This is a genomic window from Acidimicrobiales bacterium (assembly GCA_035547835.1).
In the GTDB taxonomy this organism is placed as follows: Bacteria; Actinomycetota; Acidimicrobiia; order Acidimicrobiales; family Iamiaceae; genus DASZTW01.
Genome location: DASZTW010000008.1, coordinates 225,861 through 239,748 on the forward strand (window position 1 = coordinate 225,861; position 13,888 = coordinate 239,748).

16 protein-coding genes are annotated in these 13,888 nt (G+C 68.0%); 11 read left to right on the forward strand and 5 right to left on the reverse strand.

The genetic code is table 11. The features are described 5' to 3' along the window. Positions 1 to 99: 99 nt before the first annotated feature. Positions 100 to 969 carry an ABC transporter permease gene (locus VHA73_09730; GenBank protein HVX18301.1) on the reverse strand — a complete coding sequence of 290 codons (870 nt, stop codon included), beginning with the start codon at positions 967 to 969 and terminating at the stop codon, positions 100 to 102. Further along, complete coding sequence (locus VHA73_09735) at positions 966 to 2,012, reverse strand: ATP-binding cassette domain-containing protein (protein HVX18302.1); 1,047 nt, start codon at positions 2,010 to 2,012, stop codon at positions 966 to 968. Before VHA73_09735 ends, VHA73_09730 begins: the two co-directional genes overlap by 4 nt. Before the next feature lie 111 nt (positions 2,013 to 2,123). Here VHA73_09735 and VHA73_09740 point away from each other — a divergent pair, with 111 nt between their 5' ends. Beyond that, a complete protein-coding gene (locus VHA73_09740; protein ID HVX18303.1) occupies positions 2,124 to 2,789 on the forward strand; it encodes a helix-turn-helix domain-containing protein in 666 nt (221 codons plus the stop codon). Positions 2,790 to 2,853: 64 nt separating this feature from the next. Here the strand turns inward: VHA73_09740 and VHA73_09745 are convergent, their stop codons facing one another. From VHA73_09745 to VHA73_09755, 3 genes are all read right to left on the reverse strand, one after another. After that, positions 2,854 to 3,486 carry a hypothetical protein gene (locus VHA73_09745; protein HVX18304.1) on the reverse strand — a complete coding sequence of 211 codons (633 nt, stop codon included), beginning with the start codon at positions 3,484 to 3,486 and terminating at the stop codon, positions 2,854 to 2,856. Between the two features lie 220 nt (positions 3,487 to 3,706). Beyond that, complete coding sequence (locus tag VHA73_09750) at positions 3,707 to 4,984, reverse strand: geranylgeranyl reductase family protein (GenBank protein HVX18305.1); 1,278 nt, start codon at positions 4,982 to 4,984, stop codon at positions 3,707 to 3,709. A gap of 15 nt (positions 4,985 to 4,999) precedes the next feature. Next, the gene (locus VHA73_09755) at positions 5,000 to 5,737 is read right to left on the reverse strand and encodes a cytochrome c (GenBank protein ID HVX18306.1); all 738 of its coding nucleotides are present in this window, start codon (positions 5,735 to 5,737) and stop codon (positions 5,000 to 5,002) included. A gap of 270 nt (positions 5,738 to 6,007) precedes the next feature. Between VHA73_09755 and VHA73_09760 the strand changes: the two genes are divergently transcribed. Genes VHA73_09760 through VHA73_09805 form a run of 10 tightly spaced genes read left to right on the forward strand, consistent with a single transcriptional unit; the run spans position 6,008 to position 13,861 of the window. Next, complete coding sequence (locus VHA73_09760) at positions 6,008 to 6,436, forward strand: hypothetical protein (GenBank protein ID HVX18307.1); 429 nt, start codon at positions 6,008 to 6,010, stop codon at positions 6,434 to 6,436. 21 nt (positions 6,437 to 6,457) lie between these two features. Continuing rightward, a complete protein-coding gene (gene extP, locus VHA73_09765; GenBank protein HVX18308.1) occupies positions 6,458 to 7,240 on the forward strand; it encodes a selenite/tellurite reduction operon b-type cytochrome ExtP in 783 nt (260 codons plus the stop codon). Between the two features lie 51 nt (positions 7,241 to 7,291). Then, the gene (locus tag VHA73_09770; protein ID HVX18309.1) at positions 7,292 to 7,906 is read left to right on the forward strand and encodes a menaquinol-cytochrome c reductase cytochrome b subunit; all 615 of its coding nucleotides are present in this window, start codon (positions 7,292 to 7,294) and stop codon (positions 7,904 to 7,906) included. Positions 7,907 to 7,918: 12 nt separating this feature from the next. Continuing rightward, complete coding sequence (locus tag VHA73_09775) at positions 7,919 to 8,713, forward strand: Rieske 2Fe-2S domain-containing protein (GenBank protein HVX18310.1); 795 nt, start codon at positions 7,919 to 7,921, stop codon at positions 8,711 to 8,713. Beyond that, positions 8,706 to 9,896: a hypothetical protein gene (locus VHA73_09780; GenBank protein HVX18311.1), complete on the forward strand. Its 1,191-nt coding sequence runs from the start codon at positions 8,706 to 8,708 to the stop codon at positions 9,894 to 9,896. Before VHA73_09775 ends, VHA73_09780 begins: the two co-directional genes overlap by 8 nt. Continuing rightward, entirely contained in the window at positions 9,896 to 10,846 is a 951-nt protein-coding gene (locus VHA73_09785) for a hypothetical protein (protein ID HVX18312.1), read from the forward strand. The genes VHA73_09780 and VHA73_09785 overlap by 1 nt, the downstream gene beginning before the upstream one ends. A 3-nt stretch (positions 10,847 to 10,849) precedes the next feature. Further along, entirely contained in the window at positions 10,850 to 11,311 is a 462-nt protein-coding gene (locus VHA73_09790; protein ID HVX18313.1) for an NADH-quinone oxidoreductase subunit A, read from the forward strand. Then, positions 11,311 to 11,904 carry an NADH-quinone oxidoreductase subunit B family protein gene (locus VHA73_09795; GenBank protein ID HVX18314.1) on the forward strand — a complete coding sequence of 198 codons (594 nt, stop codon included), beginning with the start codon at positions 11,311 to 11,313 and terminating at the stop codon, positions 11,902 to 11,904. The genes VHA73_09790 and VHA73_09795 overlap by 1 nt, the downstream gene beginning before the upstream one ends. Next, on the forward strand, positions 11,904 to 12,434 hold the full coding sequence (locus tag VHA73_09800; GenBank protein ID HVX18315.1) for an NADH-quinone oxidoreductase subunit C: 531 nt from the start codon (positions 11,904 to 11,906) through the stop codon (positions 12,432 to 12,434). Before VHA73_09795 ends, VHA73_09800 begins: the two co-directional genes overlap by 1 nt. Continuing rightward, a complete protein-coding gene (locus tag VHA73_09805) occupies positions 12,431 to 13,861 on the forward strand; it encodes an NADH-quinone oxidoreductase subunit D (protein ID HVX18316.1) in 1,431 nt (476 codons plus the stop codon). The genes VHA73_09800 and VHA73_09805 overlap by 4 nt, the downstream gene beginning before the upstream one ends. Positions 13,862 to 13,888: the final 27 nt, after the last annotated feature.

Here is a 13,888-nt window from a genome sequence, read left to right on the forward strand (position 1 = left end):
CCGACGGCGAGCGGCCGCTCGTCACGGGCGCTTGGGTCGGCTCGCCTGATGGGAGTCCACTGGGTCCTGTAGGACTTGGTCCCGAACGCCTGCTCCGACTCAGTCGGTGGTGCGTCGGCGCAGCAGCCGGCTCGAGATCGGCGCGCACACCGCCACGATCGCCACGCTCCACAGCAACGCCACCAGCACGGGGTGCTGCGAGGGGAAGTTGTGCACCAGCGCGGCGGGGTTGGGATCACCCATCAAATGCCGGCACGACGCGGCCACGGCGGACACAGGGCTCCAGTCCGCGATGGTGCGCATCCAGGCCGGCATGCCCTGTGTGGGGGCGAAGCAGCTCGACACGAACGCCATCGGGAACAGCACGAGGAATCCGACCGCTTGGGCCGACTCGGGGTCGGTGACCAGCAGACCGAAGCACGCGGTCAGCCAGCTCAGGGCGTAGGCGAACAGCACGGCCACGGCAAGCGCGCCCAGCACTCCGGTCAGCCCTGATTCGGGTCGCCAACCGATGGCGAGGCCGGTGGCGACCACGATCGACCCGCACAGGGCGCTGGCCAACAGGTCCGACAACGTGCGGCCGGTGAGGATCGCGCTGCGCGCCATCGGAAGGGTGCGGAAGCGGTTCACCACGCCGGTCGAGAGGTCGCTGCTGAGGCCGACCGCGGTGCCCATCGAGGCGGTCGTGAGGTTCATGGTGATCAGTCCGCCGATGGCGAACGCCTTGTAGCCGCCGCCGCCGGGGATGTGCATCGACGCTTGGAAGATGAAGACCATCAAGCCGGTGAACAAGATGGGTTGGATGGTGGCGTCGGAGAGTTGAGCGGGCTCGCGGGCGACGTGCACCAAGTTGCGCTTGGTGAGCACGGCGACGTCGGTCAGCCAGTCGCGGGCTCGCGTGGCGAGGCGGTCGTCGCGGCGGGCGGCGTCGGCCGCGGTGAGGCGGGGGTCGAGCACTGCTGCAGTCATGCGTAGGCCTCCTCGGTGGGAGCGGGCTCGGAATCGTCGGGTGCTGCCGCGACGGCCGAGCGGCCGTCGGTCGCGTCCGGCGCGCTGGGGTCGTGTGGCCCGCCGCTGTCCGGTGGCGCGCCGGTGAGGGTGAAGAACACGTCGTCGAGCGACGGCCGGTGCACTTCGATGTCGTCCACGTCGACGCCGGCCTCGTCGAGCGCGCGGATGACGGCCGTGGCGAGACCGTGGCGCAGCACGACCGGTGCGGTCAGCCGACGGCCGTCGTCTGTCACTTGCACGGCTCCAGTGGCAAGCGGCGAGAGCGCGGCGACCGCCTCGGGGTGAGGCTGGCTCAACCTGACCTCCACCCGCTCGCCACCGATGCGCGCCTTGAGCTCGCTGGCGGTCCCTTCGGCGATGACCGTGCCGCGGTCGATGACCGAGATCGTGTCGGCGAGGGCGTCGGCCTCGTCGAGGTACTGGGTGGTCAGCAACAAGGTCGTGCCGTCGGCCACGAGCACGCGGATGAGGTCCCACATGCGCTGCCGGCTCGACGGGTCGAGGCCGGTGGTCGGCTCGTCGAGGAACAGGACCGGCGGGCGCGTGACCAAGCTGCCCGCCAGGTCGAGGCGGCGCCGCATGCCGCCCGAGTACGTCTTCACCTGGCGGTCGCCGGCGTCGGCGAGCTCGAACTGGTCGAGCAGTTCGACGGCGCGCCGGCGCGCCTGGCCACGGGAGAGCTTCGAGAGGCGGCCGATGAGCACCAGGTTCTGGCGGCCGGTGAGCTGCTCGTCGAGGGTGGCGTCCTGCCCGGTCACACCGATCAGCCGGCGGACCGCCCGTGCGTCGCGGACGATATCGAGCCCGGCCACACGCCCCGTGCCGGCGTCGGGCTGCGTCATGGTGGTGAGCATGCGGACGGTGGTCGACTTGCCGGCGCCGTTCGGGCCGAGGACACCGAGGATGCGGCCTTGCGGCACGGCGAGGCTCACCTCGTCGACGGCGATCTCGTCGCCGTAGCGCTTGTGGAGGCCCGAGGCTTCGATCACGAGATCGGACATGGTGATCTCCTCATCAGTGTGGCGGTGGGGAAGGCTGCTTGCCGGTCGGCAAGTAGTTACTTGCCGAAAGGTAAGTGTCGAACTTACCGGCCGTCAAGTAACATGCGACACATGAGCGCGGAGCCGACCCGTCGCAGCCAGCGGCACCACATCAGGGAGGCGGCCCGGCGCGACCACCTCGAGCAGGAGTCGGAGCCACCACTCGGCACCCGGGAACGGATCCTCGAGACCGCCACACGGCTGTTCACCGACCAAGGCTACGACGGCACGTCGCTACGGGAGATCGCGGACGAGCTCGGGTTCACGAAGGCCGCGCTCTACTACCACTTCAAGAGCAAGGACGAGATCCTCGTCGCGCTGGTCGAGCCGATGGACGAGATGCTCCACGAGTTCCTCGACCGCCTGGAAGGCGCGACCGACGCGACCGAATGGGTCGATGCCCTCGAGTGGGCGGTCGATCAGTGGTTCGAGCGGCTCGACTTCTTCCGCATGATCGTGCGCAACCGAGCCTCCCTGGCCGCGCACCAGGCGGCGCGAGAAGCCTTCTCCGACCACGAAGAGGCGCATGCACGGCTGGAGCGGACCGTGCGGCAGATGTCGAGCGACTTGGGCGAGCAGGTGCGCATGGTGGCCGCGCTTGCCGCAGTGACCGGCTTCGACGACTGGGCGCCCACCCTGATGGTGGAGACCGATCCGGTCGTGCTGCGCGAGGAGCTGCTCGGCGTGGTCCGCCAGATCCTCGGTGTCCGTCCACGCCCCCGTCGCTCCTCGGCCTGACATCCATGCCGCGGCCGGGCGCGCGCGGCGGCCGCGGTCGTGCGAGCTCCCCGAGGCGGCAGGGTCAGTGGGCCCGGCGCCGTGAGCCGAGGTACCGCTTGGCGGCAGCCATGGTGATGATCGCCGCCAGGACCAGCAAGCCGACCCCGAGCGGCGACACGCCGCTGTTCCCACCGCCGACCGGTCGCGCCGTCAACGCCGTGAGTCGGAACGTGCCCAGCGCTTCGTTCGACGACGAGGTGGCCACGAACACGTGATAGGCGCCGGGCGCGAGGTCGGGGACCCGGAACCGTACGTATGAGCCCTTGGTGGTGGTCACCGAGACGCGGCCGGCACCGTCGAACGGTTGCGCGGCCCCCGCCGCGGCCGGGCGCAGATCGGCGGGCACGGCCCGGGTGGCCCCGTGGAACACGGTGTGGCCGTCGAGCACCACTTGCAGCGCGGTGCCGGGCGCGACCGCCGTGCACGTCAACGTGACCAGGGCGCCGGGCCCGCCGATGTTCACGCTGAGCGTGCAGGACACCGGCGCGGCGGGTGGCGGTGACGAAGTGGTGGTGCAGCCGTAGGGGTTGCTGTTGCAGGGTGCGGTGGCCGCCGCAGACGCGGCTGTCGTCGGCGCGAAGAGCGCGCACACGGCCAGCAGCAACGCTGCGCTGAGCAGGACCCGGACTCGGCCGGGTCGGGTCGCGACGTGCATCTCGGGCACCCCCACGAGTCGGGCGACGCCTCATTGTGCACGGTCCGCGGTCATCTCGCCACTCATTCTCCGCGAATGGGACACCACACTCGGTGGCGGGACGCGGCCCCGACCGGTCCGCAAGACCCCTTTCCTTGTTCGCGGTGGGGGCTGATGCGGTGGTCGGGGGCGACCAGATCCCCAGCCGGTTCGGGGAGGTGTGAGCGCGCCGGTGGTGTGGTCAGCTCGCGAGTGGCTCGGGGATGACCCTCGCCAACGTCGCGACAGTGCGGTACACCGCCTCTGCTGCGCCGATCTCGTCGGGCTCGAGCACGTTGGCCATGATCGCCAGCACCCACTCCATGAGCGTCTTGGAGTACATGCCGACACGCGTGAGCTCCCGCATCAGCGCCGGGTTGCCCATCAGGTTCATGAAGAGGCGGGCGACTTTGAAGTACAGCCCGTAGCGCTCCTCGAGGATCGCGGGGTAGCGAGCGAGCTCGAGACCGTCACCGGTCCCGAGCGCTTCGTCGATCAGCTCGGCCGCGATGCGCGACGTCTCGTATGCGTAATCGATGCCCTCACCGTTGAACGGGTTGATCGAACCGGCGGCGTCGCCCGTCACCAACCAGTTGGGTCCGGCGTTGGGGGTGACCGACCCGGCCATCGGGAGCCGGCCGCCGAGCATGGGGCCGAGCGGCTCGGCATCGCGGATGCCCCACTCGGGCCGGCACGTGGCCACCCACTCGTTCATCAACTTCGTGGTGTTCACGCTCTTGTAGTCGCGAAACGTCGACAGCAGCCCGATGCCGACGTTGATGGTTCCGTCGCCCAGCGGGAAGATCCAGCCATAGCCCGGCAGTGAGTTGCCGGCCCGGTCGCGCACGTCGAGCGAGCTCTCGATCCACGGGTCGGCCGCCATCGGGCTCTCGTAGTAGGCACGGATGGCAAGGCCCATCGGGTACGCGCGGTTGCGGTTGGTGCCGAGCGCCCGCCCGAACCGCGAGTTCGCCCCGTCGGCCACCACCACGTAGCGGGCTCTGATCTCGCGCTGCTCGCCACTGCGCTTGTCCTTCACCACCGCGCCGCGAACGAGCCCTCCTTCCAAGAGGGGGGCCACGGCTTCGGTCGCCTCGTGCAAGACGGCACCGGCGCGGGCCGCGTGGCGGGCCACCGCCTCATCGAGGTCCCACCGCTTCACGACGTAGCCATAGTTCGGGAACTCGGAGTGCTCCGGCCACGGCAGCTCGAGCGTCATCCCGTGGCCGAGGGCCCGCAAGCCCTGGCACCGGTGGTACTTGGCGATGACCGGTTCGAGGCCCATGTCCTGGACCTGCTTCACGGCCCTCGGAGTGAGGCCGTCGCCGCACGACTTGTCACGGGGGAACGCCTTGCGTTCGACGAAGGCGACGTCACGGCCGGCCGTCGCGAGCCAGTAGGCCGCAGCGGCACCGGCGGGCCCGGCGCCGATCACCAGGACGTCGCGGTGCTCCGAGGACGGGCTGCGGGTCGAAGACACCGGGTCCGATGCCGGCTACTTGCCCCCGGTCGCGCCGCCGGCGCCCCCGGTGGCCAGCGCGAGCAGATCCGCGTTGGGAGCTTCGTTGCCGAACTGGACCCGCTCGAAGTACACGATCTGGGCGATCTGCTGATCGGTGAGCGTGCCGGCGAAGCCCGGCATGCCGGCACCGCTGGGGTCGAGCGGAAGCTTGTTGGCACCGACGGTGGTCTTGCCTTCGGCGACATAGCCCTTGGCGCCCTTGTGCACCCAGTCGAGGTGGTCCTTGTAGTTCGGGAATGCCTTGACCACCGCGCCGCCGTTGAGCACCGGTCCGCTGACGCCACCGCCGGTCGCGCCGTGGCAGCTCGAGCAGTTGGTCTGGTACAGGGCGCCGCCGGCGACGAGCGGGTCGTTGTTGCCGGCGCTGGGCTTGGTCATCGCGTTCAGGTACAGCAGCCCCCACACGGGCAGCGCGACGAGCGCGAGCATCGCCCAAAACGGTGGGCGCTTGCGGGTCTTGGCGATGGCCACCGCGAGCGTGTCGTGGTGTGCGGCGACGATCGGGTCGTGCGGTCCTTGCGGTGCCCGCGCGCCAGTTGCAGGGCGGGCCGTCGGCACGCCAGCCGCGGCGGGTGCCGGCGTGTCGCCGCCGGCGTCGGCTTCGCCGTGCTCGTCGCCGCCGACCGCGGCTCCGCTGTCGGTGGTCGCGGTCGGCTCACCAGCCGCTTCGTCCGCCGCTTCGTCGGTGTTGTCGTCGGGTGTCTCGGTCACCAAGTCCTCCGCACGCCAGGTGCCGGCGCGACTCGCTCGTCGCGGCCGGACGCGGGTCACTCTATGTCGCTCATCGGATCTCGATCCAAGTACGCCGTGGCCACGCGACGGTGATGCCTCGCGGTCGGTCTGACCCCTGGGGCAGCCTGGCGCCGGCGAATGTGCCGCCCGGCGAACCCGCGTGCTAGACCACGATCTTGTGGCGGTCTCCTCCGGGGGTTCGCCCTACGATCGGCAATGTGAGCGAATTCACGAGGAGGTGGCACCGGAGTGGTCGCATTCGTCGGATCCTTTGCCGTGGGGCTGATCCTCGCGGCGATTCCCGTGCTCTACTCCTTCAAGCGCAAGGCTGACCATCCGACCACGTGGGGCGAGGCGATGGGCGCGGCGCTCTACACGATGTTCGCCTTCCTCTGGACGATGGTCATCGTGCCGCAGTCGTGGCTCACGCTCTCGCAGGACATCTGGAAGTGGAGCTCGGACCGCATCCTGCTCGGCCCGCACAACGGGTTCCTCCACCTCCCGCTCACCATCACCCGCGCGACGGTCAGCGATCTGATCCTCACGATGATCTACGGCTTCTGGCTGACCCTGCTCGTCGTCGTGTTCATCATCTGGCAGACGCGCGGCAAGCGCGAGAAGGCTCAGTCCAACGTCCGCCGATCGTCGTTCGGCCGCCCGCTGGCCCGGCGCGGCTGACCGGTCAGGAGAGAACGAACCGTGGCGAACACCATGGAGAACAAGGGCGGTGGGCCCGCCGAGCAGTTCGAGCAGGTGAAGAACCGGGTCCAGAGCAGCCAGGCATGGAACTCGATCTTCCGGCCCGGTTCGATCTTCCGAAAGGGCTATCAGGACAGCCCTCGGAACCGCTCGTACGTCATCATGAACAGCCTGCTGTACCACCTGCACCCGGTGAAGGTGAAGCGGCACGCGGTGCGAGTGAGCTACACGCTCTGCCTGGGCGGGATCAGCTTCTTCTTGTTCATCTTGTTGACCGTCACGGGCATCTTCTTGATGTTCTTCTACAAGCCGACCACGGCGCAGGCATGGAACTCGATCTACCAGCTGCGCACGTCGGTGACGTTCGGTCTGCTCGTGCGGAACATGCATCGATGGTGCGCGCACCTCATGGTGCTGTCCGTCTTCTTGCACATGGCCCGGGTCTTCTACCACGGCGCGTACAAACCGCCTCGTGAGTTCAACTGGGTCATCGGGTGCGTCCTGTTGCTGCTCACGTTGCTGCTCTCGTTCACCGGCTACCTGCTGCCGTGGGACCAGCTGTCGCTGTGGGCGGTCACGGTGGGCGCAAACATGGCCGGCTACACCCCGGTGTTCGGCAGCAACGTCCAGTTCGTCTTGCTCGGCGGAAACGTCATCGGATCCAACACGCTGATCCGTTGGTACGTGCTCCATGTGTTGGCGTTGCCGTTCGTGATCGTGATCTTCATGGCCGTGCACTTCTGGCGGGTCCGCAAGGATGGTGGGATCAGTGGGCCGCTGTAGCCAGACGAGAGCGCTCGCGGGCGTGCGAGTCCAACGAGAGGAGTGGGTGCGATGAGCGACATCCCCCCGGAGCTCCTGCGACGGGCGGAGGCGGCGCGACGGGCGGCCGCCACGAACGGCAACGGGTCCGCCGGCGGCGGCGGCACCGCAACTGCGGTGCTCGACCGTCCTCCGCTCGACGATCGCCTCGCCGACGTGATCCGTCAGGGCTCGATCCAACAGCTGCGTGCGCAGCCGACCGACAAGGTCAACGTCTGGCCGCACCTGTTGATCGTCGAGTTCGTGGCTGCCCTCACCGTCTTGGCGTTCGTCACGATCTTTTCGATCTTCGTGAACGCACCGCTCGAGGAGCTGGCGAACCCGAACAAGACGCCGAACCCCGAGAAGGCGCCGTGGTACTTCATCGGGCTGCAGGAGCTTCTGACGTACGCCAACCCGATGGTGTCCGGCGTGTTGATGCCCGGCATCTTGTTGACTGCCCTGATCCTCACCCCGTACGTGGACCAGAACCCGAGCCACCGACCCGAGGACCGCAAGTACGCGGTGTCCGTCTACACGGTGTTCCTCATGACATGGGCGACGCTCGTGATCCTCGGTGCCTTGTTCCGTGGTCCGGGGTTCAACTTCGTGCTGCCGTGGCGTGACGGCGTGTTCTTCACCCTCTAGAGGCCTTCCGACGTGACCATCCTCATCGCCATCATCGTGCTGGTCGTCGCTTTGCTGGCGGCCGTCGTGATCTTCGCTGTCGTGGGACGGCGCCAGACCGACAAGGCGGTCGGTCGCCTGACGCTGGAGACCAGGCGGCGCGACAAGCAGGCCCGGGCCGCGGAGCGCAAGGCCGCAACGCGGGCGCTCGCGGGTGTCGACGGCGCCGACGTCCCGGCCCCGTGGACGCCGCCTGACGAGCGCGCGGTCGGAATGGCCCGCCGGCAGTTCCTGAACCGGGGCATGGTCACCCTGTTCGCCACCGGACTCGCGGTGTTCGGCGCCGGCATCCTCGAGTTCCTCTGGCCGCAAGGCGGCGGCGGCTTCGGCTCGAAGATCAGCGTGGGGAAGATCTCCGACATCCTCGCCAACATCGACAAGAACAACGGCTTCTACTACGTGCCCGAGGGAAAGATGTGGCTGACCCGCTACCCCTCGTACGCGTTGACCAAGGCCAAGGCGGTGTACGTCCCCGCCGAGCTCACCGCGATGGAAGCGGGCGTGACGGTGCTGTACCAGAAGTGTCCTCACCTCGGTTGCCGCGTGCCGCAGTGCCTGACCTCGAAGTGGTTCGAGTGCCCGTGCCACGGCTCGCAGTACAACCAGGTGGGGGAAAAGAAGGGTGGTCCGGCACCTCGGGGCATGGACCGCTTCGCGTCCGAGGTGAGCGGTGGCTCGCTCACCGTCGACACGGGCACGGTGATCCTCGGTCCACCGATCGGCACCGACACCACCGGCCAGGAGGCAGAGGGTCCTCACTGTGTCTGAGACTTCGATGATGCTCGCGCTGGTCCGGCAGGCAGCCTCGTCCGGCGGTGGGAAGCAACCGATTCAGGAATCCATCGGATGGGTGTTGTTCTTCCTCGCCGCCGTCGGCGCGTTCCTGTTCGCCTTCGCCAACCTCCGCAAGGGTCGCAACGAGGTCGGGTCCGAGACCGAGCTCGCCATCAACCGCCGGCCGTACCTGTCGGATCAGGAGCTCGAGACCAAGAAGCTCAACCGTGCCGGTCTGATGGCGTTCCTGGGTTTGGCCTTGGTGGTCCTGGTGGTGCCGCTGTACGGCTTGCGCGAGCCCGGCCGCGAGAAGAACGCCACACAGGGCTTCGAGCAGAAGTTCATCAAGCAGGGCGCCGAGATGTTCGGCCCGGCCGCCGATGGCGGGTTGGGTTGCGCCGACTGCCACGGCGGCATGAAGGCACAAGGCGACAAGACGTACGCGAAGTACACGGTCACCGATTCGGCGGGTCGGTTCGTTGAGCAGGTGAGCTGGCAGGCGCCGGCGCTGAACACGGTGCTGTTGCGCTACAGCCGCGACGAGGTGCGGTACATCCTCACGTACGGACGGCCGTTCTCACCCATGCCCGCGTGGGGTGCCGAAGGTGGTGGTCCGCTCACCACCCAGGAGATCGAGGTGCTCATCAACTACTTGCAGAGCATCCAGATCACGCCCAAGCAGGCGCAGGCCCAGGTCGCCCAAGGCCTCGAGGACGAGAAGGCCGCGGCCGCCAAGGCAGGCCACCCGTACACGAGCGACGGTCAGGCGTTGTTCAACCTCGGCTACTACGCCGACGTCGCCGGCGGCGCGTACTCGTGCGGTCGTTGCCACACCCAGGGCTGGAGCATCGGCGAGAAGCAGTCCGATGGCGACGGCGCGCTCGGGCCGAACCTCACCAACGGCGACTCGCTGCGGCAGTTCCCGGGTGCGGTGCAGGGGCTCGACGCGCAGATCGCGTTCGTCTGTGCCGGGTCGGACCAGGGCAAGCAGTACGGCGTGCACGGCCAGGGCACCGGCAAGATGCCCGGGTTCTGCCAGTCACCGGCGTACAACCCTGACACCGATCCGCTGGCCAACCTGCCGAACGTGGCCAAGCAAGATCAGGGCACCCCAGGGAGCGGCATGATGACCCAGGCCGACGTGCAGGCCATCGTCGAGTACGTGCGAGGTCTCTGATGGCGCACTTGCACCTCCTTGCCGGCCTCACGTGGGACCCGGGGCTGCGCGCCATCGTCTTGCTCGCGGTGGCCGTCGGCGTGCTCATGGGCTCGACGTACATCTTGTTGACCACCAACGTCGGCCACCGGCTCGGGTTCCTACTGGGGCTGAGCGCGGTCGCCGGTGTGCTCACCGCGCTGTCGATCGTGTGGATGCTGTACGGCCTGGGCTACAAGGGCCGCGCGCCCGAGTGGAAGGTCAAGGAGGTCACGGTCGGAAGCCCGGCGCAGGCCTCGATCAGCGCGGTCCGAACGCTGCCGTTACCGTCCAAGCTACCGTCCCCCGACGAGCTGATCGACAAGTACCACCTCGAGTCGGCGTTCGCGACCCAACAGCGGTTCGTCAACTTGTCCGACATCAGCGGTGCCAGCGCGCAGGCCCGCGCCGAGTTGCAAAAGCAGACGGGTGGCTGGCGCTTGCTGCCCACGGCCGACAAGAACGCGTCCGACGCTTCGGCCACCGCGACGCAGTACCTCACCACCGAGAGCACGGCCCCGAAGTTCACCGACACCAACCAGTTCGTGGTGCTCGGAACCTATGACAAGGGTGGCAAGCCGGGCATCGGCACCAGCACCTCGATCGTGCACCGGGTGCTGCACCGGGTCGAGACCACGGCCATGTGGTTCATCGGCAGCAACCCCACCCACTACGCAGTGGTGCAGGTGCGTCCGGCGGTCCACCAAGTTGCGCAGCCCGGTGAGGCGCCCCCGACAGGCGTCCCCGACGCGACCCAGCCCGTCTACAACATCGTGATGGTCCGCGACCTCGGGTCCGTGCGCCAACCGAGCTTCGCGATCTTCCTCTTCAGCGCGATCCTGCTCGCCATCTGCCTCACCACGCTCCACCGGCGTGACAAGGTGGCCATGGCGTTGCGGGCGGCGCCCCGACCCGAGACGGCAGGAGTGTGAGCCATGGGTCAATACCTTCCGATCCTGACCCTCACCGTGCTGGTGCTGCTGTTCGTGGTGTTCAGCTTCGCGGCGTCGCAGATCCTGGCGCCCAAGCGACCCACTGACGCCAAAGAAGCGCCGTACGAGTGCGGCATCGTCCCCACCGAGGAGCCGCCCGAGCGCTTCCCGGTGCGCTTCTACCTGGTGGCCATGATCTTCATCGTCTTCGACGTGGAGATCATCTTCATCTATCCGTATGTCACGTCGTATCGCGAGCTCGGGGCGTACGGCCTGATCGACATGATCGTGTTCTCCGTGGCGGTGTTCGCGGCGTTCATCTTCTTGTTGGCCAACGGCGCGCTCGACTGGGGCCCGATCAAGCACCTGCGGCGTGGCGGCGACCAAGTGTCGGTGGGCCGCACCGCGGCCACCACGATCAAGCGGGTCGGCCTCGAAGGACGCGACGAGGAGGTGGCTGCCTGATGGGACTCATCGGCGACATCAAAGACGACGGCTTGGCGGGGATCCCGCACAACTTCCTCACCGGCAAACTCGAGGATTTCGTCCGCTACTGCCGCTACCGCAGCTGCTGGGGTGCGACGTTCGGGCTCGCGTGTTGCGCGATCGAGATGATGGGCACCGGCGCTTCGCACTACGACCTCGCCCGCTTCGGGATGGAGGTCTTCCGGGCCTCGCCGCGCCAGGCCGACCTCATGATCGTGGCTGGCCGCGTCTCGCAGAAGATGGCCCCGGTGCTGCGCCAGGTCTACGACCAGATGATGGAGCCCAAGTGGGTCATCTCGATGGGCGTCTGCGCCAGCACCGGCGGCATGTTCAACAACTACGCGATCGTCCAGGGCGTCGACCAGGTGGTGCCGGTCGATGTGTACGCCCCCGGCTGCCCGCCCGGCCCCGAGACGCTCACGCACGCGATCGTCACCTTGCACGGCCTGATCCGCAACGGTGAGATCTTGCGGCGCCGTGAGGCCACCGGTGCGGGCGCGGGCGTCATGATCGAGCAGGTCGACGGCCAACGCGCCCCGAGCGCCGGTGTCCCGGTGGCGGTGGGTCGCTGATGAGCGACGAGACGACCGTCGGCGACGCCGCCGAGGCCCCGGTGGTGGCGGAGGGGGAGACCTTCCACGGTCACCCGGTCACGTACAGCCGTGGCCAGCGGACTGTTCACGTCCCTCGTGAAGATCTCGTGGCACTCGTGACGGCCATCGGCGACGAGGGTTGGGTGCAACTGCTCGACGTGACCGCGGTCGACTACCTCGGCTACGAGGCACCGCGGGATCTGCCGGCCGGTGTGACGGGCGCCCGCTTCGAGCTGCTCGTGACGCTCATCTCGCACCAGGAGCGCCAGCGGATCCGGCTTCGAATCCAAGTACCGGCGGACGACTGCGTCGTCGACTCACTCGTGCCGCTCCACCCTGGTGCCGAATCGCTCGAACGCGAGGTGTTCGACATGTTCGGCATCCGCTTCGAGGGCCACCCCGACCTCACCCGGATCCTCATGCCAGAGGATTGGGAGGGCCACCCACTTCGCAAGGACTATCCGTTGGGTCGCATCCCCGTGCAGTTCAAGGGGGCTCCATCACGATGACCACCCACGTCCACGACCAAGACCAAGACCAAGACCAACGAGACGACCTCGGGGGGGCGGACGCCGAGGTGCCGGAGCACCTGCGCCACGACCTCTTCGGTCTCGACGAGTCCACGTTGCGCCTGTCGTCGCAGACCGACGAAGGCGCGCAGACCATGCAGCCGCGTCGCGCGGGTGGCCCCGATGTGTTGCGCGAGCAGGGCTGCGTCCTGCGCATGTCGGAGGCAGAGGCGCAGCGCCTCGCGGAGCGAGAGCCCTCCGAAGAAGAGACCACGATCATCAACATGGGACCGCAACACCCGTCCACGCACGGGGTGCTGCGGCTCATGCTCGAGCTCGACGGCGAGTCCGTGCTGCGCACGAAGCCGGTCATCGGCTACCTGCACACGGGCATGGAGCGCACGGGCGAGGAGCTGACGTACGTCCAGGGGTGCACCAACGTCACCCGCATGGACTACCTCGCCCCGATGTTCAACGAGCTCGTCTACTGCACCGCTGCAGAGCAGCTCCTCGAGCTCGAACTGCCCGAGCGGGCGATCTGGATCCGCATGCTGCTGTGCGAGGTGCAGCGGGTGGCCAGCCACCTCATGTTCCTCGCCACCAACGGCATGGACCTCGGTGCGGTGTCGATGATGTTGTACGGCTGGCGCGAGCGCGAGGAAGTGCTGCGCTGGCTCGAGATGGTCACCGGCCTGCGGATGAACCACAACTTCATCCGCGTCGGCGGCACGGCGGCCGACCTTCCTGATGGCTGGCAAAGGCCGCTCGAGACGTTGCTCACCACCATCCCGAAGCGGTTGGTCGAATACGACACGCTGATGACCAACCAGCCGATCTGGCGCGAGCGTCTCCAAGGCGTCGGCTCGATCACCACCGAGGAAGCGCTGGCGCTCGGTGCCACCGGCCCGATCCTGCGGTCCACCGGCTACGCGTGGGACCTCCGCAAGGACATGCCGTACCTCAAGTACGACCAAGTCGAGTTCGACGTCGTCGTCGGCACGTACGGCGACTGCTTCGACCGGTACGCCATCCGGCTCAACGAGGTGCGCGAGTCGCTGCGGATCATCGAGCAGATCATCGACCTCATGCCCAAAGGCGACTACAGGATCCAAGACCGCAAAGTCACGCCGCCGCCTCGTGCACGCATCGACGAGTCGATGGAAGCGCTGATCCACCACTTCAAGATCTTCACCGAAGGTTTCAAGGTGCCGCCGGGCGAGACGTACGCCGCCATCGAGTCGCCGCGCGGCGAGATCGGTTGCTACATGGCGAGCGACGGATCCGCCCGTCCGTGGCGCATGCACATCCGCGAGCCCAGCTTCGTGAACCTCCAATGCCTGCCCCACATGATGCGGGGAGGTCTGGTGGCTGACGCGGTCGCGATCGTGTCGTCGATCGACCCCATCCTCGGAGGCGTCGATCGGTGACATCGCCAGTTTGCACGACGTTGTCCG